At 56.3% G+C, this 18,740-nt stretch carries 20 protein-coding genes and 1 riboswitch; of the genes, 14 read left to right on the top strand and 6 right to left on the bottom strand.

Features of this window, described 5'->3' with window-relative positions:
- The 6 genes from ACR0B3_RS19980 (at position 1) to ACR0B3_RS19955 (ending at position 5,830) form a co-directional block, all read left to right on the top strand.
- Complete coding sequence (locus ACR0B3_RS19980) at positions 1-705, top strand: GntR family transcriptional regulator (protein ID WP_480810567.1); 705 nt, start codon at positions 1-3, stop codon at positions 703-705.
- Positions 702-1,412 (top strand): aspartate/glutamate racemase family protein, encoded by a 711-nt coding sequence (locus tag ACR0B3_RS19975; protein WP_480810566.1) that lies wholly within the window; start codon positions 702-704, stop codon positions 1,410-1,412. Before ACR0B3_RS19980 ends, ACR0B3_RS19975 begins: the two co-directional genes overlap by 4 nt.
- 194 nt (positions 1,413-1,606) lie before the next feature.
- Complete coding sequence (pta, locus tag ACR0B3_RS19970) at positions 1,607-2,614, top strand: phosphate acetyltransferase (protein WP_480810565.1); 1,008 nt, start codon at positions 1,607-1,609, stop codon at positions 2,612-2,614.
- Positions 2,615-2,891: 277 nt separating this feature from the next.
- On the top strand, positions 2,892-4,121 hold the full coding sequence (locus ACR0B3_RS19965; protein ID WP_480810564.1) for an AGE family epimerase/isomerase: 1,230 nt from the start codon (positions 2,892-2,894) through the stop codon (positions 4,119-4,121).
- Between the two features lie 146 nt (positions 4,122-4,267).
- A complete protein-coding gene (locus tag ACR0B3_RS19960) occupies positions 4,268-4,510 on the top strand; it encodes a hypothetical protein (RefSeq protein ID WP_170727979.1) in 243 nt (80 codons plus the stop codon).
- 45 nt (positions 4,511-4,555) lie between these two features.
- A complete protein-coding gene (locus tag ACR0B3_RS19955; RefSeq protein WP_480810563.1) occupies positions 4,556-5,830 on the top strand; it encodes a hypothetical protein in 1,275 nt (424 codons plus the stop codon).
- 72 nt (positions 5,831-5,902) lie between these two features.
- On the opposite strand, the gene ACR0B3_RS19950 is transcribed toward ACR0B3_RS19955, so the two are convergent.
- A complete protein-coding gene (locus tag ACR0B3_RS19950; RefSeq protein WP_170685766.1) occupies positions 5,903-6,202 on the bottom strand; it encodes a CcdB family protein in 300 nt (99 codons plus the stop codon).
- Positions 6,202-6,432: a type II toxin-antitoxin system CcdA family antitoxin gene (locus ACR0B3_RS19945; protein ID WP_170760059.1), complete on the bottom strand. Its 231-nt coding sequence runs from the start codon at positions 6,430-6,432 to the stop codon at positions 6,202-6,204. Before ACR0B3_RS19945 ends, ACR0B3_RS19950 begins: the two co-directional genes overlap by 1 nt.
- Positions 6,433-6,599: 167 nt before the next feature.
- A riboswitch (TPP riboswitch) is annotated at positions 6,600-6,705 on the top strand.
- A 32-nt stretch (positions 6,706-6,737) separates the two neighbouring features.
- On the opposite strand from ACR0B3_RS19945, the gene thiB reads away from it, so the two are divergent.
- From thiB to ACR0B3_RS19930, 3 genes are read left to right on the top strand one after another with little or no spacing between them, the layout of a single operon-like run.
- Positions 6,738-7,718 (top strand): thiamine ABC transporter substrate binding subunit, encoded by a 981-nt coding sequence (gene thiB / locus ACR0B3_RS19940; RefSeq protein WP_480810562.1) that lies wholly within the window; start codon positions 6,738-6,740, stop codon positions 7,716-7,718.
- Entirely contained in the window at positions 7,694-9,241 is a 1,548-nt protein-coding gene (locus ACR0B3_RS19935; RefSeq protein ID WP_480810561.1) for a thiamine/thiamine pyrophosphate ABC transporter permease ThiP, read from the top strand. The genes thiB and ACR0B3_RS19935 overlap by 25 nt, the downstream gene beginning before the upstream one ends.
- The gene (locus ACR0B3_RS19930; RefSeq protein WP_480810560.1) at positions 9,228-9,920 is read left to right on the top strand and encodes a thiamine ABC transporter ATP-binding protein; all 693 of its coding nucleotides are present in this window, start codon (positions 9,228-9,230) and stop codon (positions 9,918-9,920) included. Before ACR0B3_RS19935 ends, ACR0B3_RS19930 begins: the two co-directional genes overlap by 14 nt.
- Here the strand turns inward: ACR0B3_RS19930 and ACR0B3_RS19925 are convergent.
- The 4 genes from ACR0B3_RS19925 to ACR0B3_RS19910 all read right to left on the bottom strand — a co-directional run bounded on the left by ACR0B3_RS19925 (position 9,908) and on the right by ACR0B3_RS19910 (position 12,975).
- Positions 9,908-10,390 carry a putative molybdenum carrier protein gene (locus ACR0B3_RS19925; protein ID WP_480810559.1) on the bottom strand — a complete coding sequence of 161 codons (483 nt, stop codon included), beginning with the start codon at positions 10,388-10,390 and terminating at the stop codon, positions 9,908-9,910. The genes ACR0B3_RS19930 and ACR0B3_RS19925 overlap by 13 nt on opposite strands.
- A 30-nt stretch (positions 10,391-10,420) precedes the next feature.
- Positions 10,421-11,353, bottom strand: coding sequence for a 4-hydroxyproline epimerase (locus tag ACR0B3_RS19920; RefSeq protein ID WP_480810558.1), 933 nt, complete (start codon positions 11,351-11,353; stop codon positions 10,421-10,423).
- On the bottom strand, positions 11,344-12,303 hold the full coding sequence (locus ACR0B3_RS19915) for a dihydrodipicolinate synthase family protein (protein WP_480810557.1): 960 nt from the start codon (positions 12,301-12,303) through the stop codon (positions 11,344-11,346). Before ACR0B3_RS19915 ends, ACR0B3_RS19920 begins: the two co-directional genes overlap by 10 nt.
- Before the next feature lie 69 nt (positions 12,304-12,372).
- On the bottom strand, positions 12,373-12,975 hold the full coding sequence (locus ACR0B3_RS19910) for a helix-turn-helix domain-containing protein (RefSeq protein WP_480810556.1): 603 nt from the start codon (positions 12,973-12,975) through the stop codon (positions 12,373-12,375).
- Between the two features lie 147 nt (positions 12,976-13,122).
- On the opposite strand from ACR0B3_RS19910, the gene glyA reads away from it, so the two are divergent.
- From glyA to ACR0B3_RS19885, 5 genes are all read left to right on the top strand, one after another.
- Entirely contained in the window at positions 13,123-14,376 is a 1,254-nt protein-coding gene (glyA, locus tag ACR0B3_RS19905) for a serine hydroxymethyltransferase (RefSeq protein WP_480810555.1), read from the top strand.
- 11 nt (positions 14,377-14,387) lie between these two features.
- Positions 14,388-15,767 (top strand): dihydrolipoyl dehydrogenase, encoded by a 1,380-nt coding sequence (gene lpdA, locus ACR0B3_RS19900; protein ID WP_480810554.1) that lies wholly within the window; start codon positions 14,388-14,390, stop codon positions 15,765-15,767.
- Between the two features lie 14 nt (positions 15,768-15,781).
- Positions 15,782-16,726, top strand: coding sequence for a lipoyl synthase (gene lipA, locus ACR0B3_RS19895; protein WP_480810553.1), 945 nt, complete (start codon positions 15,782-15,784; stop codon positions 16,724-16,726).
- A gap of 25 nt (positions 16,727-16,751) precedes the next feature.
- The gene (locus ACR0B3_RS19890) at positions 16,752-18,125 is read left to right on the top strand and encodes an alanine/glycine:cation symporter family protein (RefSeq protein WP_170685776.1); all 1,374 of its coding nucleotides are present in this window, start codon (positions 16,752-16,754) and stop codon (positions 18,123-18,125) included.
- Between the two features lie 75 nt (positions 18,126-18,200).
- Positions 18,201-18,623, top strand: a complete 423-nt coding sequence (locus tag ACR0B3_RS19885; protein ID WP_170727965.1) for a universal stress protein — start codon at positions 18,201-18,203, stop codon at positions 18,621-18,623.
- Positions 18,624-18,740 lie beyond the last annotated feature (117 nt).

The raw sequence follows: 18,740 nt of genomic DNA, 5'->3' as shown, positions 1-18,740 counted from the left end.
ATGGCGGGTCCACGCGTTGATGACATCTATGATCAGTTGAAGGCGATGGCGGTTTCATTCCGTCTGCGTCCCGGTGATCGATTGAACGAGGTAGCTCTGTCAAAGGACTTGGGAGTCAGCCGCACCCCATTGCGCGAAGCGCTGAACCGGCTGGTTGCGGAGCGATTGTTCGATTTCCGTCCTGGACAGGGTTTCTTTTGCCGCCCACTGGACGCTCAAAGCGTGTTCGACCTGTTTGAGCTTCGTCAAATTATCGAAACAGCCGCCGTCCGCGCGGCATGCACCAAAGCCTCGTCGGAACAACTGCAAACTCTGCATGACGAACTGTACGCGACTGGTATCGAAATCACCGGGTTAACAGTTGAAGAGGCCGTGGCCCGAGACGAGGCCTTCCATCTGGGTATTGCCAAACTCTCCGGCAACAAAGAGCTTTTGCAGACCCTGACACGGATCAATGAGCGTATTCGCTATATCCGCTGGATCTCAATGAGCCTTGACCGGGTTCAACGCTCAAAAGACGAACATAAGCGTGTCATGCAGGCCTTGATGAACCGCGACGCGGATGAGGCTGCGCAGGTCTTGGGCGCGCATATCAACAAGCGGATGGATCAGGTGCAGGACGCAGTGCGTCATGGGATATCCAGCATTTATATGGATGGGTCCGACGATATCTCGACCAGGATCATTCAGGAGGCACAGCCATGATCGCGCAAGGCGGAAAATCCATTTATGGCGCGTCTGTCGGCATCCTGATGCTGGACGCACAGTTTCCACGTATTCCCGGCGATATGGGCAACGCACAGACTTGGCCATATCCCGTGCTCTATCGCATCGTTCGTGATGCCTCGCCCAATCTTGTGGTTCGCCAAGGCGCCGCAGGGATGCTTGGCGCGTTCATTGATGCCGCGCGGGAACTTGTCAAAGACGGTGTGGATGGGATCACCACCAATTGCGGCTTTCTCTCTCTATTTCAGGACGAGCTGGCCGAGGCAGTACCGGTTCCGGTTGCGACATCTTCGATGATGCAGGTCGATATGGTTAATCGGATTCTTCCCGCCGGAAAACGAGCCGGAATTCTCACCATCTCTGCATCAACTCTCACCGACCAGCACCTGCGAAAGGCACGCGTCCCCGAAGGCACTCCGATCGGAAGCACCGAGGGCGGCAGCGAATTCACGACCGCCATCCTTGGAAACGCATTAACGCTGGATGTGGACAAAGCCCGCGCTGACAATGTCGAAGCGGCACTGGCGTTGCAGTCAAGCAACCCGGAACTTGGCGCGATCGTTCTGGAGTGCACGAATATGTGTCCTTACGCAGCGGATATTCAAAAGGCAACGGGTTTGCCGGTTTTTTCAATCGTCACGTTCATCAACTGGTTTCAGGCTGGACTGAACCCACCAAGATTCTGACCGAAGGCCACTAAGTCCAGAACAGCAGCCGTCTATAGCCAGATGACACATCTGGACCTATCGGCGATAGCTTGACGGTGACCTGGAACCAAGCAATCAAGAAATCAAATCGGGACAGCACCAACACGACGCTCCGTCAAACTCAGCGTGGCCTGTTCTGATACCGTGTAACAGCCGTTCAGGAACCGAGACGCATGACAAAAACACCGATTGAGTTGTTGGCAGCCAGCGCCTCGGAAACCCGCCCTGTTGTCGCTTTGAGCGAAGGCACCGATCCGCGCGTCGTAGCCGGAGGTCTGGCCGCCCGCAAGGCAGGATTGGCCGACATTATCCTCGTCGGGCCTGAGGCCGAGGTTGAGGCCGTACTGCAGGCAGAAGGCGGAACAGCCGGGGACGGGATAGCCATTCATGACCCTGCGCAGTCGGATCTGACCGATACGTTTGCCGCCGAGTATCATACACTGCGCGAACACAAGGGTGTGGATGAAGCCAAGGCCCGCAAAGCCGCAGAAACTCCGCTGGTCTACGCAGCGATGCTGGTACGGTTGGGACATGCGATTGGAACCGTTGGCGGGGCAGTCCATACCACAGGCGATGTGGTCAGAACGGCCATTCAGGTCATTGGGATGAAGCCTGATGCAGGAATGGTATCGTCGTTCTTCCTGATGTATCCGCCCGAGACCGCACCCGAGGGCGCGCGCGCCATGCTCTATTCTGACTGCGGTTTGGTGATTGATCCAACCTCGGAAGAGCTGGCCAACATCGCCGCCGCATCCGCGATTTCGGCGCGTGCATTACTGCAGGCAGAGCCGAAGATCGCAATGCTAAGCTTTTCGACCAAAGGCAGCGCGCGACACCCTGCAGTGGACAAAGTGGTCAATGCGACGGAAATCCTTCGCTCCAAGCATCCGGAACTGCATGTGGATGGAGAGTTACAATTTGATGCCGCTTTTGTCCCTGCAATTGGCGAACGCAAATCGCCTGGTTCTTCTGTTGCGGGTCAGTCGAATGTCAAAATCTTCCCGAATCTGGATGCCGGTAATATCGGCTACAAGATGACTGAGCGGCTGGGCGGATACCTGGCAATCGGCCCTGTTCTGCAAGGCCTTGCCAGACCGGCAAACGACTTGTCGCGCGGATGCAGCGCCGAAGACGTAACCCAGATCATCGCTGTCACCATCCTGCAATCGCGTGAACCCTAGGCTCGGCAGCGCGTCTGCCACATAGTGCAGGCAAACCACTTTCATGAAGCGAAGGAGCATGTGTCATGGCATCCGCCAGTCCCAAACCAATGCCCCGAACCAAGCAAGTCTAACATCGTGTTCGCGCACTCTTTCCCGGCGTCATGATTGTAATTACCGTTGAGGGGGTCTGGATTTGCCGGTCGCAATCGATCTTGTTGCTTCATTCGTTGGTGGACGCAACTCTGTGTTGGTGTACCAGTAAGCACCGAACGATTCCTCTTGCGAGACGATGAAGATGAACACCAATCAGCTGCTGCCACCCGGCCCGAATTCCAATGCAGATTTCTGGCTTGATACGCCAGAACACCGCGCTTGGCTGCAAGATCAGGCCCAGCGTCAGCTAGAGTTCTTCAGCACAAGCTGCCGAGATGAGCCGGGGTTTTTCATTCTCGACTATGATGGCAGCCCCCTGCCCAATCGGCTTCAAGAACTGCACACAACAACGCGTCTGGTGCATTCCTATGCATTGGGGCACCTGATGGGATTTCAGGGTGCTGAGCGGATCATCGATCACGGTATGGTCTATTTAGAAAGTCACCACAAAGACAAGGAACACGCAGGTTATCTCTGGGCATTGGACGGAGATCAGATCAAGGACGATCGTAAGCTCGCCTATGGTCACGTGTTTGTTTTGCTCGCCGCTTCCAGCGCCAAGCAAGCCGGGCACCCGGATGCAGACAAGCTGCTGGCCGAGATCCGAGGCATCCTTGATCAGCATTTCTGGGACGACGAGGCCGGTTTGTTCTGTGACGAATGGAACCGGGATTGGACCCCGTTTTCCACCTATCGCGGGATGAACGCGAATATGCACGGCGTCGAAGCCTTGCTTGCGGTCTATGAGGCAACAGGCGATGAGATCTATCTTTCGCGCGCCGGTCGCATCCTGGATTTCTTCATCGGCCGGATTGCACCTACCGAAAACTGGCGGTTGCCCGAGCACTACACATCTGACTGGCGGATTGATCGAGACTATGCGGGCGACCCCATGTTTCGGCCTGCTGGCACCACTCCGGGACATTCGTTCGAGCTTGGCCGGCTTCAATTGCAGCACTGGGATTTGTCGGGCCGACCCAACTCGAGAGCACCCGAAACGTCGCGCTGGTTGATTGAGAGGGCTCTTGCAGACGCGTGGCTACCCGATGGTGGCTTGGCCTATACGCTGGATTTTGGAGGCCAAGTCGCCAACGCATCGCGGTTCTGGTGGCCCGTCTCAGAAGCAATCGGAGCGGTCGGCGCTTTGATCGCTTTGGACAAGAAGCCCGAGGATGAAATCTGGTACAGAAAGCTGTGGACCTACGCCAACGAAACACTGATAGACCATCAGAAGGGCGGTTGGTTCCCTGCAGTTGATCAGAGCGGCGAAATTGTTACATCTATCTTTGATGGCAAGCCTGACATCTATCATTCGCTGCAGGCCTGTTTGTTCCCGCTATCGGGACGATTGTCGCGAATGGTTCCCCAGTAGCTGAGACCAAATCAGACTTATCAGCATCTTCAAAAGGCCGCTTCAATTGAAGAGTCGGCTCAAATCTGCTATGTCTATTGCATTCAACACCATCTGATGACCTGCAAATTTGGATGCGTTTATTTACGAACGGATAGGAGAGTTGAATGGCAAATCAAGCACGTGGAAAGCGAAGTACCCGCAAGGGAACAGTCAAAGTACGGCCACAACCATCCGCCCATTCTGCCTTGGGAGAGCGGGCCGGTGCTTCGGGTCTAATGACCCCGCAAATGCTGAGCGAGCGCGATGAGCGCGTTTCTCAGGTTCGCAAAAAAGGCGGGCCCGAACTGGAAGAAGATAACTCGGGTCGCTCGGGCAGCGAAGCAGACCCAACTGAACTGGATTACTGATCAATTGTTTTCATTTTTTGACATGAATAAATTACGGAGGCCGCCATGCCCTCGACCCATCAACCGAGGATTTTCAATACAGTAAACCTTACGGATTTCGACACAAACGGCCAGACATCGACCGTTGGCGAACCAACGGTCTGCAATAACGGAAACCAGATACTGGCAACTGGCAACTGGTATGCCAGCCGGTCACTGGACGGCGGCCAAAGCTGGTCGCATATGAGTCCATTTACGTTGTTTCCCCCTGCGGATGGCGGATTCTGCTGCGACCAGACCACGATCTATGACCCAAGCCGTGATCTGATGATCTGGCTGCTTCAATATATTGAACAGGGCGGAACCAACACCCTAAGGATCGCGGTCAAGCAAGGCCGCACGCTTGGCAACGATACATGGAATATCTGGGATTTCACGCCAACAGGCCTAGATCCGGCCTGGACCAATGAGTGGTTTGACTACAACCATGTATCGCTTTCTGAGAACTTCGTGTACGCGGGCACAAATGTGTTTTCGGCCGGGGCCAATCAGTTTACCAGATCGGTCATTCTGCGAATTTCGCTGGACGAACTGGTGGCTGGAGGATCGTTGTCCTTCGACATTTTTGAGACGGAAGACAACTTTTCCCTCAGATGCGTGCAAGGTGCGCGTGGTGCGATGTATTTCGCCAGCCACAACACCAATTCACAAATCCGCGTTTTCAGATGGCTCGAAAACTCACCTGACGTGGATGAGTTCGATATTGATGTCACGCCTTGGTTTGCGGGCAACTATTCGGCGCAAACCGCCGGTGGGGACTGGATGTCGCGCACCGATCCACGCATTACCGCCGGATGGCTGGGCCGAGGTGTGTTGGGTTTTATGTGGGCAGCCAACCGACAGGCTAACCGACCACGACCTTTCATTCGAACCGTGCGCATTGACGAAGCGACCATGTCGCTGATTGACGAACCGGATATCTGGAACGGCCAAATCGCATTTGCCTACCCATCTACCGCGGTCAACAGGGTTGGTGATGTGGGTCTGTCCGTCTTTGCAGGTGGAGGAAACCTGCATCCAAGTCATGTGGTCGGCACCTACGACGACATTGATCTGATCTGGCGCCTGGCCCTTGCCCGACGCGGCACGGATACGCCTGGCCTTGGGAAATGGGGTGACTACACCAATTGTGCCGAAGTTGCTGACGACGGATTCACCTGGCTTGCCGCGGGTTACACGCTTCAGGGGGGCAATACGCAGAGTGATATCGAACCGACAATGACCTGGTTTGCCCAACAGCGCTATGACGCTCCGCGACGGCACCCTCCCGTGATTGTCTAAAGAGTTCGACTTTCAGCATACGAGGCACGTCTTCGACCCCTTTTCATAAGGGGTTGACCATATGCTGATCGCTCAGAACCCTTGCATCAGCATATCAAGGGCGATTGTGATCTTTTCAAATTCGTCCGTCAGATTGCCTACCGGAGATTTGAGAACTCCTACTGGAACCGCTGCCATGAACTGCGTCACCATAATTACAGGCTCCCCATCAATCAAAAATTCGGGGTTCAAGCGCGCGGCAGGTCGTGGAGCGTGCGCAGCCGGCAATAGCGGAGCGACCACTCTTGTATTCAGATCACTCAGAAGATCTGTTTGCACATCCAGCAGATAACCTTCACCCGAAGGATTGGGAAACACGTCGTATTTCGGCATCAGAATTGGCGAAACCCATCCAAAGGCAACCCGTGCTTTTCTACATAAGAGTTGGAGCTTTGCAGGGCCTCGGCATTTTCAACCTTCCACTGCTCAGCCTTCGCCGCAGCAACAGCGGCACGAACCCCTTCCTCGGCAGCGCGAGAAAGATTTACGTTAAGCGCTCTGGCCTCGGTGAGCAAAGCGCTATCAAGTGATAGATTGGTGGGTTTGCGTGGTTGAGCATTCATATTGCATTCGCCTCCATGTGCCCAAGAATAGCAATACATAATATGCGCGTCAAATATGCGCATATATCCTAAAGATACTTCCTGACCAAGAAGGTCAGTCGATCATGGCTTTTCAGGACCAAACCTAACGATTTCGGTTGAATTCGTCCCATTATCCCCCTAATCACAGCCCTACCTCGGGGTGCGCTAAGGATTGCGCTGAGATGCCAAATGGCAAACCCGTTGAACCTGAACCGGCTAGAACCGGCGGAGGGAAAGGTACAGGTTTCATCCATCCTTGCCCTCTCGCCGCATTGGAGGATGATATGAAACATCTGGCAATTGCTGCGGGAATACTGACTGCAACATCGGCTGTGGCAGCCGATAAGCCCACGTTGACCGTTTATACTTATGACAGCTTCGTCTCGGACTGGGGCCCAGGCCCGAAGGTCGAAGAAGCCTTTGAAGCACAATGTGACTGCGACCTGAATCTGGTCGGCGTCGAAGACGGCGCGGCGTTGCTGTCACGCATTCGGCTTGAAGGTGAAAACAGCGAGGCCGACATTGTGTTGGGTCTGGACACAAACTTGATGTCTGCGGCTAAGGAAACCGGCCTGTTCACCCCCCACTCAGTCACTGCAGATTATGCATTGCCGATCGAGTGGACCGACACCGTATTTGCCCCATATGACTGGGGGTATTTCGCGTTTGTCCACAATTCCGGTGCTCCTGCGCCCAGCAATTTCCGTGAACTGGCGGATAGCGACACCAAGATCATCATTCAGGATCCACGCTCGTCGACGCCGGGTCTGGGTCTGTTGCTGTGGGTCAAGGCTGCATATGGCGACGAAGCCCCCGCGATTTGGGCAGGTCTTGCAGACAACATCGTGACAGTGACCAAGGGCTGGTCTGAATCCTATGGGCTGTTCCTTGAGGGTGAGGCGGACATGGTTCTCAGCTATACCACGTCGCCAGCTTATCACTTGATTGCCGAAGAAGACGTCAGCAAGGCGGCAGCACCCTTTGATGAAGGCCATTACATGCAGGTCGAAGTTGCGGCCAAGCTGGCCAATTCCGATCAGCCCGAGCTGGCAGACCAGTTTATGGACTTCATGGTGTCTGACGCCTTCCAGTCGATCATCCCAACGACCAATTGGATGTACCCGGCGGTAACACCATCTGCCGGTCTGCCCGAAGGTTTTGAGACGCTCATCACCCCTCAGAAATCTCTGCTGTTTGAGCAGGACGAAGCCGCAATTGCGCGGGAACAGGCGCTTTCGGAATGGTTGGGCGCACTCAGCCAATAAACCCATTACCCGGTGTTAGCGCGGCAGCCATCGTTGCCGCGCTGATACTGGGAACCCTATTCATGGTGGCGATGCGCGCCGAAACGGGTGGCGGGTTTGGCCCGGCCGATTGGGCCGCATTGCGCTTCACCTTGTTGCAGGCGACGCTATCTGCAGTTTTCAGCGCTGGTCTGGCCATCCCGGTCGCCCGTGCACTGGCCCGCCGCCGGTTCACTGGTAGGCGCGCCCTGATCACGCTGTTGGGTGCACCATTCATCCTGCCCGTGATCGTTGCAATCCTTGGACTTCTGCAAGTCTTTGGGCGTGCGGGATGGATATCTGATGTGTTGGGCCTTGTCGGCCTGCCTCCCATTCAGATCTATGGGCTGCACGGGGTCGTTCTGGCCCATGTATTCTTCAACCTGCCACTGGCAACGCGCCTGATCCTGCAGGGATGGCAGGAAATCCCGGCCGAGCGCTTTCGGCTCGCGGCGCAACTGGGGTGTGACGGTATGGCCATGTTCAGGCTGATCGAACTGCCAATGCTGCGCCGTATTTTACCCGGGGTGCTGGCGGTGATATTTGCAATTTGCCTGACCAGCTTTGCCGTTGCACTGACGCTCGGCGGTGGGCCTCGGGCAACAACGGTCGAACTCGCGATCTATCAGGCCTTCACCTATGACTTTGACCTTGGGCGCGCGGCTCTTTTGTCTGCGGTGCAATTGGTCCTGACCGCTGCCGCTGCATTAGCGGCCCTGCGGTTTTCGCGCGGGGATGGGTTCGGCGCAGGGCTTGATCGCGCTATTCGGCGTTGGGACGGCGGAGCACCATTGCTGGATGCGTTCTGGATCATTACAGCTGCTGCATTCCTTCTGCTGCCCTTGGCTTCGGTCACGATTTCAGGCGTCCTAGGATTGTTTGAAATGCCAATATTGGTATTTCGTTCTGCGCTGATATCCATCTTTGTTGCGGCGACCAGCACGGTAATCCTATTGCTTATCGCTCTGCCCATGGCGACAACAATCGCAACAGGTCGTTTCGGGATCGTAGAGCTTTGCGGTCTGCTTGGGCTTGCGGCTTCGCCTCTGGTCATCGGTACTGGCCTATTCATCCTGATCCGCCCTCTCGCAAATCCAACCAGCCTTGCGCTGCCCGTAACCGCAATTGTGAATGCAATCATGGCTCTGCCCTTTGCGCTGAGAATTCTGGTCCCGGCGACGCGCAATACGTTAGAGCGGCACGGGCGTTTGGCGCTTTCTCTGAACATGAACAACTGGTCCTTTTTCATGCGGGTCATACTTCCGCAATTGCGCGCCCAGATCGGCTTTGCTGCTGGGCTGACCGCCGCGATGTCTATGGGTGATCTGGGGGTGATCGCCTTGTTCGCAGATGCTCAGATCGCAACGTTGCCCCTGCAAATTTATCGCCTGATGGGCGCCTATCAGATGCAAGCAGCGGCAGGCGGCTCGCTGCTTTTGCTGGTGTTGTCAATGGGTGCGTTCTGGATTTTGGATCGAGGAGGGCGCTGGCATGCTGAAGCTTGACGACTGCACTATCGCAAACGGCAATTTCCTGCTGAGAGCTGATTTTGAGATCAAATCGGGATCAAGCGTTGCGATAATTGGCCCCTCTGGGGCGGGTAAATCGACGCTTCTTGAATCCATCGCCGGGTTTCGCGACGTAAGAAGCGGTCGAATATTCTGGCAGAAAGATGACCTGACGGATTTGCCACCTGGCAAACGACCATTGTCAATGCTGTTTCAAGACGGGAACTTGTTTCCTCACTTGACCACCGAGCAGAATGTCGCGCTGGGGCTGAGCCCGAATGGAAGGATGTCTGGACACGATCAGCAACGCGTTCAATCGGCTCTTGAACGTGTCGGCTTGCCTGACATGGGCGGCAGAAAACCAGCAGAATTGTCTGGCGGTCAACAAAGCCGCGTAGCGCTGGCCAGAATACTTGTGCAAAGGCGTCAGGTCTTGTTGCTGGATGAACCCTTTGCCGCTTTGGGTCCTGCTCTGAAAGCTGAAATGTTGGACTTGGTAGCGGAATTGGTCGTTGAAACAAAAACCACACTGCTCATGGTCAGCCACGATCCTCAGGATGCTCTTCGAATAACCGATCAAACGGTGTTGGTTGCGGATCAAACCGCGCACCCGCCGATAGGAACAGCGTCTCTCTTTGAAAACCCGCCTCAGGCATTGCGCGACTATTTGGGTTGAACGAACCTGTCCAGACAGGCGCTCAATATCTCGCTCACGCGCAGGCCGATTCCAGGGGCCTCGGACGCGCGCGGGCCAGCAATATTCAGAACAGCGATCGAGTTTGCATCCAACCACGCCCGCAGCTGTGGCGCGCAATCGGCAACCCCTTGTCTGACATTGATCACCAGATGCGGCTTTTGAGCCTCGACAGCAAACACAACAGTTTTCTGCGTACCGGGGCTGGCTGACCCATCTACAAAAATCAGCGTGGCGTCGCTGGACATCACGTTGAGCTTGGTCCGTACTGCCACATCTTGGGAATCGGATTCCATCAATCCGCTGAAGTAGTCAGGGATCAACCCGTCCTCATTGGTTCTGCCTTTTGGTACCCAACCCCCGTAAGGGATGCCATGCGCGCGGGCAAATTCCAGCGCGGCCGTGTCAACGCCGGTTTGCCCACCTGATACAATCTTCAAACCACGGTGCATGAAACCAGCCCATCCTCAAGGTCCTACGTGTCAGCGACCGATACCCCATCGGAACGGGTCATTTGGCGCAAAGACAAGCTTGCCCTCGGACATGATATGCGCCTGACCGGTAAGCTGAGGGATAATGCCCCCACCCTGCCCCGGTTGAAACGACAACCGATACGAGCTGCCGATGATGCTTTCTTGCACAATCTCTTCCCCGGCAGACAATCTCCCGCTGGCCGCAAGACATGCCAACCGGGCCGAGCTTCCGGTGCCGCAGGGTGAGCGGTCATAGTCGTTGTCGGGGCACAGTACGAAATTCCGGCTATGGACACCTGCATTCGGCGACACACCCTGAAAGATTACATGATCAACGGGCTCGCCGTTTTCACCCCCGACCCTCTGCGCAATACAGGCCTCTCGAATTGCAATCGCCACGTCAGTCAAATGGCGGATATTTCCAGGTTCAACCGGGATCGGACTGGGGTCGATGATAAAGAACCAGTTGCCGCCATATGCAACGTCACCGGTGAATGGGCCAAATTCAATGGTCTCGATAGTCACCGACTTATGAACGCGGCGGCTTTCGATATTGGTGACCTGAACGGTATTGGCATCCTGAAGATCGATCGTGACTGCACCCACAGGTGTGTCGATCCGATGAGTTCCGACATCAATCCGTCCCAGATGCGCCAATGTTACGCCAATGCCAATCGTTCCATGGCCACACATCCCCAGCACTGCATCGGCGTCAAAGTAGATAACCCCGGTTGCACAGTCAGAATTGTCCGGCTCAACAAGCAGCGCGCCGACCAATCCGGGTTGCCCGCGAGGCTCTAACAGAACAGATTTATAGAATGCTTCATGTGTGGTCGCCAATTGCTGCGCACGTTCAGCCAGTGTCCCCGACCCCAGATCAGGAGCCCCGTCCAGAATAACCCGCGTGGGCATTCCGCCGGTATGGCTGTCAATCACATGCATTCTGCGATGACCCCACCCTGACGTATCCAGTCAGCGAACCAGGATCGGAACAAGCTATATTGTTGCTCGCAGTAGTTTCTTTGCGCGTCGGTCAATGCGTCAGTTTCGTTGAAGTGCAGGCGGTATTCATCCTCGCCATTCAGAACCAGTATATGTTTGTAGTACAGAACAAGATCGGTGCCTTCGTCGAAACTCGCCAAAACAGTAAAGGCCTCTTCAAGCTCGCGTGCGCGCAGCCGTGCCTCGGCATGCCCTTCTGCAGCCTTCTTCGACAGCGCCGCAAGCAACAACGCCTCTTTGGGCAGCGCGGTCCCAATTCCGGTGATCGACCCAGTTGCCCCGCAATTTACAAACCCATGATACACCTCGGTATCGACACCAACCATCAATGTGACCTGATTATCCCGCGATGTAATGTGCTCGGCGGCATAGCGTAGATCGCTTTTTCCACCGAATTCCTTAAAGCCGACCAGATTTGGATGCTCGGCGCGCAGCGCAAAGAACAGATCCGCTCGTGTGGCGAAACCATAAACAGGGCTGTTGTAGATAATCGCAGGTACGTCCGGTGCGGCGGACAGGATCGCTTTGAAGTGGTTCTCCTGCGCGGCAACAGACGAACCGCGCGACAGCACCCTTGGAATAACCATCAGCCCCGCTGCCCCGACCTTTTGCGCATGTGCGGCATGTGCGACGGCGGATTTCGAGTTGATAGCACCGGTGCCGACAACCACAGGCAATCCTGCATCAACCAGCCGTTCAACGCCCTCCATCCGCTGCGCATCGGTCAGAAGCGGCCAATCCCCCATCGAGCCACAATAGACGACGCCGGACATTCCGGCCTCGATCATTTCTTTCCCCTTTTTAACCAAGGCATCAAAGTCCGGTGTCCGGTCAGCTCTGCAAGGGGTCATCAGGGCAGGCATCGTCCCCGTGAAAATAGTCCGGTCCATGAGGTGTTTCCGTTCAATCTGGTTGTTTGTTGCTCAGTCTTCCACGCTGCTGAGCCATCGCACAACCAGTTATTCAAGCGAAACCCACAAAACCTTGGCGTCTTCTTTGCTGGTAGAAATACAGCCGTGCCCCATACCACTATCGTAGTACAGCGAGTCACCGGGTTTCATAGCCAATGGGCGGTAATGTTCAGATATGAAGGTTAGCTCACCACTGATGACGTACATGAACTCTTCACCCGTGTGTCGGATCCAGTTCTCATACTCGGATATGTCCCGCGCCTTGATCGTGGCGATATAGGGCAGCATTCGTTTGCTGGTCAGCTCGGAACACAACAACTCGTGCATGTAGGTCGGCGTATTTCTGATCTCACCTTCGCCACTGGGCGTAAAATCACGCCGCCCTGAAATTCCGGATTGTGCGGACTGCAAGAACAGCTGAGGTGTGTTCATGTCCAGGGCCTGCGTCAGCCGTCGGACAATATCGAAACTTGGGCGAGTCTGGTTGTTTTCAATCTTTGAAAGAGTCGACCGACCGATTCCCGCAACGCGCCCGGCCTCTTCCAAAGTCCAGCCTTTTGCGCGACGCGCATCCCGGATCGAGCGGCCCAAAGCCTCCCCTTCGTCCTGTTCTTCCGGCCCAGCACCCTCGTTCCGGCTGTCGTCAGACATGGGTATCTCCTTGTTTTATCAAAGCTTACCGATTTCCCCACAACCAAACAACATTTCTGTGATGAGATTTTTGTTGCCTTCAGGGCAAGAATTCCACTATAGGAAACAAAATTTCGTACACTGGAAACGAGATTACAGGAGGAGATCATGTTCACAACACCGCTTACCGAGGCTGATCCGGTCATCGCTGCGTCGATCTCGCGCGAAGGAAAACGCCAGGCCGAGCAGATTGAGCTGATCGCGTCTGAGAACATCGTCTCAAAGGCTGTGATCGATGCACAGGGTTCCGTACTGACAAACAAATACGCCGAGGGCTATTCCGGTCGGCGCTATTATGGTGGGTGTGAATATGTCGACGAGGTCGAGGTTGAGGCGATCGACCGGCTGAAGAAACTGTTTGGCTGTGAATATGCAAATGTCCAGCCACATTCGGGTGCCCAGGCCAATGGCGCTGTCAAGCTGGCGCTGCTTAACCCCGGTGACACAATCCTTGGCATGTCACTGGATGCGGGCGGCCACCTGACCCACGGCGCGAAGCCTGCCCAATCCGGCAAATGGTTCCGCCCGATCCAGTACGGTCTGACCGAGGCCGGGCTGATCGATTATGATCAGGTTGCAGAACTGGCGAAATCCGAGAAGCCCAAGCTGATCATTGCAGGCGCATCGGCCTATTCGCAAAAGATCGATTTTGCACGCTTCCGCGCCATTGCCGACGAGGTTGGCGCATGGCTGCTGGCGGACATGGCTCATATCGCCGGCTTGGTTGCAACCGGCCTACATCCCTCGCCAATCGGACACGCGCATATTGTGACGTCCACCACCCACAAGACCTTGCGCGGCCCGCGCGGTGGGATCATTCTGACCAATGACGAAGCTCTGGCAAAAAAGATCAACTCGGCTGTGTTCCCGGGCCTGCAAGGCGGGCCTCTGATGCACGTGATTGCAGGCAAGGCAGTCGCCTTTGGCGAGGCGCTGCAGCCCGAATTCAAAGAATACATGCAACGCGTTGTCGACAGCGCCGCAGCCTTGGCAAATGTGATGATGGCGCGCGGATGCGACATCGTTTCGGGCGGCACTGAAAACCATCTGATGCTGGTCGATCTGCGGCCCGTTGGTGTAACCGGCAAAGATGCCGAAGCCGCGTTGGAGCGTGCAGGATTTACCTGCAACAAGAACAGCGTTCCGGGTGACCCCGAGAAACCAACCGTCACAAGCGGAATCCGTCTTGGCACGGCCGCCGGGTGTAGCCGTGGTTTTGGACCCGAAGAGTTCAAGCAGATCGGCCACATGATCGGGGATGTGCTGGACGCGCTGGCACAATCGCCGGATGGGGACGAGGCTGTCGAAAAAGAAACCCGTGAAAAGGTCCGCGCCCTCTGCGCAAGCCACCCGATCTACTGAAAGAATACCAAATGACTTACGATCTTATTGTCATCGGGGGCGGTCCGGGTGGTTATGTCGCCGCGATCCGCGCAGCACAACTGGGGCTGAAAGTTGCCTGCGTCGAAGGGCGTGGTGCTCTTGGCGGAACCTGTCTGAATGTGGGGTGCATACCCTCCAAAGCGTTGCTGACCTCCTCGGCTAAGTATGCCGAACTTGCACATCTCTCCTCCCACGGTATTGCGGTCGAGGGGGCCAGCATTGATGTACCCGCAATGATGGGCCGCAAGGACAAGATCGTAGGCGATCTGACCAAGGGCATTGCCTTTCTGTTCAAGAAAAACGGTGTCGATCTGATCGAAGGTTGGGCCAGCATCCCCGCCGCTGGACAGGTCAAGGTCGGAGATGTTGTCCACGAGGCCAAAAATATCCTGATCGCAACCGGGTCTGAACCGACCTCGTTGCCGGGAATCCAGATCGACGAGCAGGACATCCTCAGCTCAACCGGCGCTATTGCGCTGGAATCCGTGCCGGAACATATGGTGGTTATCGGTGCAGGTGTGATCGGTCTGGAACTGGGTCAGGTCTGGGCGCGACTGGGTGCCAAGGTCACCGTTGTCGAGTATTTGGATCGGGTGCTGCCCGGCATCGATGGTGAGATTGCCAAACTGGCGCAGCGCGCCCTGTCCAAACGCGGTTTGAAATTCCAACTGGGCCGCGCGCTGAAATCGGTCGAGAAGTCTGATGCTGGGCTAACCCTGACCGTGGATCGCGTCGGCAAGGACAAGGAAGAAGTGATCGAGGCCGACAAGGTTCTGATCGCTGTCGGGCGTCGCCCTGTCACCCGCGGCCTTGGTCTGGAGGTGCTTGGCGTCGCTGTAAATCAGCGCGGCTTCGTCGAGGTCGATGACACGTTCCAAACGTCCGTTCCCGGCATCTACGCGATCGGCGACTGCGTTCCCGGACCGATGCTGGCCCACAAAGCCGAAGAAGATGGTGTTGCATGTGTTGAGATGCTGGCAGGCGAAACCGGTCATGTCGACTACAACACCGTCCCCGGCGTTGTGTACACCGACCCCGAGGTCGCCTCGGTCGGTTTGACCGAAGAAGCACTGAAAGAAGCCGGGGCTGAGTATTCCGTCGGGAAATTTGCGTTCATGGCGAACTCGCGCGCACGCTCGACCGGTGAAACCGACGGTGCGGTCAAAGTCCTGGCCGACCCGAGCGGCAAGATTTTAGGCGCACATATCTGCGGTGCCCATGGCGGCGATCTGATCGCAGAACTGGTTCTGGCGATGACAAAGGGCGCAACCGTGTCCGAAGTTGCAGCAACGTGCCATGCGCACCCGGCGATGGGCGAGGCGGTCAAAGAGGCCTGCCTCGACGCCCTGGGCCGCGCGATCCACGCCTAAGGGAGACCAGCCAGATGACCGTCCAGCTTCGCCCCCGCCACCCGGAGAAAGCCAAAAAGGCCGACAGTGTCATCCCGCGTAAGCCCAAGTGGATTCGCAAGAAAAAGGGTGATAGCGCAGAATACTACGAAACCCGCCGCCTCATGCGCGAGCATAGTCTGGCAACCGTCTGCGAGGAGGCCGCCTGCCCCAATATCGGCGAATGCTGGTCCAAGCGCCACGCCACCATGATGATCATGGGCGAGGTTTGCACGCGGGGCTGTTCGTTCTGCAATGTCTCAACAGGCCGTCCGGATGCTCTGGATGTGTTTGAACCCGGTCGGGTGGCCGCAGCAGTCAAGAAACTTGGCCTGCGCCACGTGGTGATCACCTCTGTCGATCGCGATGATCTGGCTGATGGTGGAGCCGAACATATCGCACAGACCATCCGGGCAGTCCGCCACCAGAACCCTGGTACAACGGTCGAGGTTTTGACACCGGATTTCCTGGGCAAAGGCACTGCCTCAGATATCGTATTTGAGGCGGCACCGGATGTATTCAACCACAATCTGGAAACTGTGCCGCATCTTTATCCGACGGTACGCCCGGGTGCCCGCTATTACACCTCATTGCGGCTACTGGACGATGCCAAGCGCGCAAACCCCGAGCTGTTTACTAAATCCGGCTTGATGGTCGGGCTGGGTGAAAACCTGAATGACGTCCGGCAGGTTATGGACGACCTGCGCGCCGCCAATGTCGATTTTCTGACCGTTGGTCAATATCTGCAACCGACCCCGAAACATCACCCGATCGACCGGTTCTGGTCGCCGGAAGAATTTGCCCAACTGGAACAGATCGCACGTTCCAAGGGCTTTTTGCACGTGTCGGCCACCCCGCTGACCCGTTCGTCGTTCCATGCGGACGAAGACTTTGCCGCCCTCAAGCAAGCCCGTCAGCGGGCTTTGGCGAACAGGGCATAACTCTAACGCAAATGGGAGGAAATCCATGGAAGCGTTAAATTCAATCGTAGGGGCCATCAATGGCGTCGTGTGGGGGCCGCTGATGCTGGTTCTCATTCTTGGCGTTGGCTTCTTCCTGCAGGTGGGGCTGAAATTCATGCCGATCCTGCGTGTGGGCACAGGCTTTAGCCTGCTGTTCAAAGGCCGTGAAGGTCAGGGCGATGGGCAGATCAGCCCGTTCAACGCGCTGATGACCTCGCTGTCGGCGACCATCGGTACAGGTAACATCGCCGGTGTGGCCACTGCTGTCTTCCTGGGCGGTCCGGGCGCCTTGTTCTGGATGTGGATGACCGCCCTGGTGGGCATGGCCACCAAATATGCCGAAGCCGTCTGCGCGGTAAAGTACCGTGAGAAAGACGAGCTGGGTAACTATGTCGGCGGCCCGATGTACTACATCAAAAACGGCCTCGGCGCGAAATGGGCCTGGCTGGGCGTGGCATTCGCCCTGTTCGGCGCGATCGCTGCCTTCGGCATCGGGAACGGCGTGCAGGCCAACGGTGTTGCACAGGTGCTAGAGGCCAACTTTGGTCTGAACACCTCGGTCACCGGTGTTGTCCTGATGGTTCTGACCGCAGCCGTGATCCTGGGTGGCATCACTCGCATCGGTGCGGTTGCCGGTAAACTGGTTCCCTTCATGGCCGTTGCCTACATCATCGCCGGTCTGCTGGTTCTGTTGATCAACATTGGTAATATCGGCCACGCGGTGTCGCTGGTCTTCACCTACGCCTTCACTCCATCGGCCGCCGAAGGTGGTTTTGCGGGTGCCGCCGTCTGGGCCGCCATCCGCTTTGGTGTTGCACGTGGTGTCTTCTCGAACGAAGCCGGTCTAGGGTCCGCCCCGATCGCACACGCCGCAGCCGAGACCAAAGGCCCGGTCAACCAAGGCCTGATCGCGATGTTGGGTACGTTCATCGATACCATCATCGTCTGCTCGATCACCGGTCTGGCAATCATCGCTTCGGGTGCTTGGACTTCGGGTGAATCCGGTGCAGCCTTGACCAGCCACGCGTTCGAGCTGTCTCTGCCGGGTATCGGTGGGTATCTGATCGCCATCGCTCTGTCGATCTTTGCCTTCACCACCATCCTGGGTTGGTCCTTCTATGGCGAGAAATGTGTCGAGTTCTTGCTGGGCGTGAAATCCTTGATCCCCTACCGCGTCTTGTGGATCGTCATGATCTATTTTGGTGCGACAGCGGATCTGGGTTTCATCTGGCTGCTGGCAGATACGCTTAACGCGATGATGGCCATTCCGAACTTGATCGCCCTGGCGCTGCTGAGCCCGATCGTCTTCAAACTGACGAAAGAGTTCTTCGCCTCTGGCGGTCAATCCGAAGAACCGGGCGGCACACCTGCCGAATAATCTCGGATGAAAATACGGGGGGCCATCCCGGCCCCCCGGCTTCAAACCAAATTCCATTTCTCGAGGAGAGACGTGATGGCCACGAAAATCCTGCTGCCCATTGATCACACCGACGACCGCTCGTGGAAGAACGCCCTGCCGCTCGCGCTGGAACAGGCCAAGTTCTACGGTGCTGAACTGCACGCCGTTGCTGTCATTCCTGAGATCATCCAGCTGCCGAACCTGCCTGCCAACTATGGTGCCGGTGCCAAAGACCATGTGCGGGGTGCGGTTCAGGCCATTCTGGATCATGGCGACGCCTCCGACGTGACGATTCATGTCGAAGAAGGCAGTGTCTACCGCGAAATCCTGAAGCTTGCCCATAAGGAAGGCTTCGATCTGATCGTCATGGCATCGACCAAAGGCGATTTCCCGAATTATGAGATTGGCCCGAACCTGGCCCGTGTTGTGCGGAACGCACACTGCACCGTGACCGTCGTTCGCGACCAATCCCGCTGATTGAAAGGTTAGTCTGATGACCGAACTAAAACGCACGCCACTCCATTCTTTGCATGTTGAGTTGGGTGGTAAGTTGGTTGATTTTGCGGGTTGGGAGATGCCTGTTCAGTATCCATT

Source organism: Ruegeria sp. CE9 (assembly GCF_056537425.1).
Note: the sequence above shows the minus strand (reverse complement) of the source record. Positions and strands in the feature narration are given on the sequence as shown.

Excerpts from the sequence above, each read along its gene's own strand:
- ACR0B3_RS19955 (WP_480810563.1), top strand. The coding sequence starts at position 4,556 with ATGCCCTCGACCCATCAACCGAGGATTTTCAATACAGTAAACCTTACG.
- ACR0B3_RS19885 (WP_170727965.1), top strand. The coding sequence starts at position 18,201 with ATGGCCACGAAAATCCTGCTGCCCATTGATCACACCGACGACCGCTCG.
- ACR0B3_RS19920 (WP_480810558.1), bottom strand. The coding sequence starts at position 11,353 with ATGCATGTGATTGACAGCCATACCGGCGGAATGCCCACGCGGGTTATT.
- lpdA (WP_480810554.1), top strand. The coding sequence starts at position 14,388 with ATGACTTACGATCTTATTGTCATCGGGGGCGGTCCGGGTGGTTATGTC.
- pta (WP_480810565.1), top strand. The coding sequence starts at position 1,607 with ATGACAAAAACACCGATTGAGTTGTTGGCAGCCAGCGCCTCGGAAACC.
- ACR0B3_RS19935 (WP_480810561.1), top strand. The coding sequence starts at position 7,694 with ATGGTTGGGCGCACTCAGCCAATAAACCCATTACCCGGTGTTAGCGCG.
- ACR0B3_RS19945 (WP_170760059.1), bottom strand. The coding sequence starts at position 6,432 with ATGAATGCTCAACCACGCAAACCCACCAATCTATCACTTGATAGCGCT.
- ACR0B3_RS19925 (WP_480810559.1), bottom strand. The coding sequence starts at position 10,390 with ATGCACCGTGGTTTGAAGATTGTATCAGGTGGGCAAACCGGCGTTGAC.
- thiB (WP_480810562.1), top strand. The coding sequence starts at position 6,738 with ATGAAACATCTGGCAATTGCTGCGGGAATACTGACTGCAACATCGGCT.
- ACR0B3_RS19980 (WP_480810567.1), top strand. The coding sequence starts at position 1 with ATGGCGGGTCCACGCGTTGATGACATCTATGATCAGTTGAAGGCGATG.
- ACR0B3_RS19965 (WP_480810564.1), top strand. The coding sequence starts at position 2,892 with ATGAACACCAATCAGCTGCTGCCACCCGGCCCGAATTCCAATGCAGAT.
- ACR0B3_RS19890 (WP_170685776.1), top strand. The coding sequence starts at position 16,752 with ATGGAAGCGTTAAATTCAATCGTAGGGGCCATCAATGGCGTCGTGTGG.
- ACR0B3_RS19950 (WP_170685766.1), bottom strand. The coding sequence starts at position 6,202 with ATGCCGAAATACGACGTGTTTCCCAATCCTTCGGGTGAAGGTTATCTG.
- ACR0B3_RS19915 (WP_480810557.1), bottom strand. The coding sequence starts at position 12,303 with ATGGACCGGACTATTTTCACGGGGACGATGCCTGCCCTGATGACCCCT.
- ACR0B3_RS19910 (WP_480810556.1), bottom strand. The coding sequence starts at position 12,975 with ATGTCTGACGACAGCCGGAACGAGGGTGCTGGGCCGGAAGAACAGGAC.
- lipA (WP_480810553.1), top strand. The coding sequence starts at position 15,782 with ATGACCGTCCAGCTTCGCCCCCGCCACCCGGAGAAAGCCAAAAAGGCC.
- glyA (WP_480810555.1), top strand. The coding sequence starts at position 13,123 with ATGTTCACAACACCGCTTACCGAGGCTGATCCGGTCATCGCTGCGTCG.
- ACR0B3_RS19930 (WP_480810560.1), top strand. The coding sequence starts at position 9,228 with ATGCTGAAGCTTGACGACTGCACTATCGCAAACGGCAATTTCCTGCTG.
- ACR0B3_RS19975 (WP_480810566.1), top strand. The coding sequence starts at position 702 with ATGATCGCGCAAGGCGGAAAATCCATTTATGGCGCGTCTGTCGGCATC.
- ACR0B3_RS19960 (WP_170727979.1), top strand. The coding sequence starts at position 4,268 with ATGGCAAATCAAGCACGTGGAAAGCGAAGTACCCGCAAGGGAACAGTC.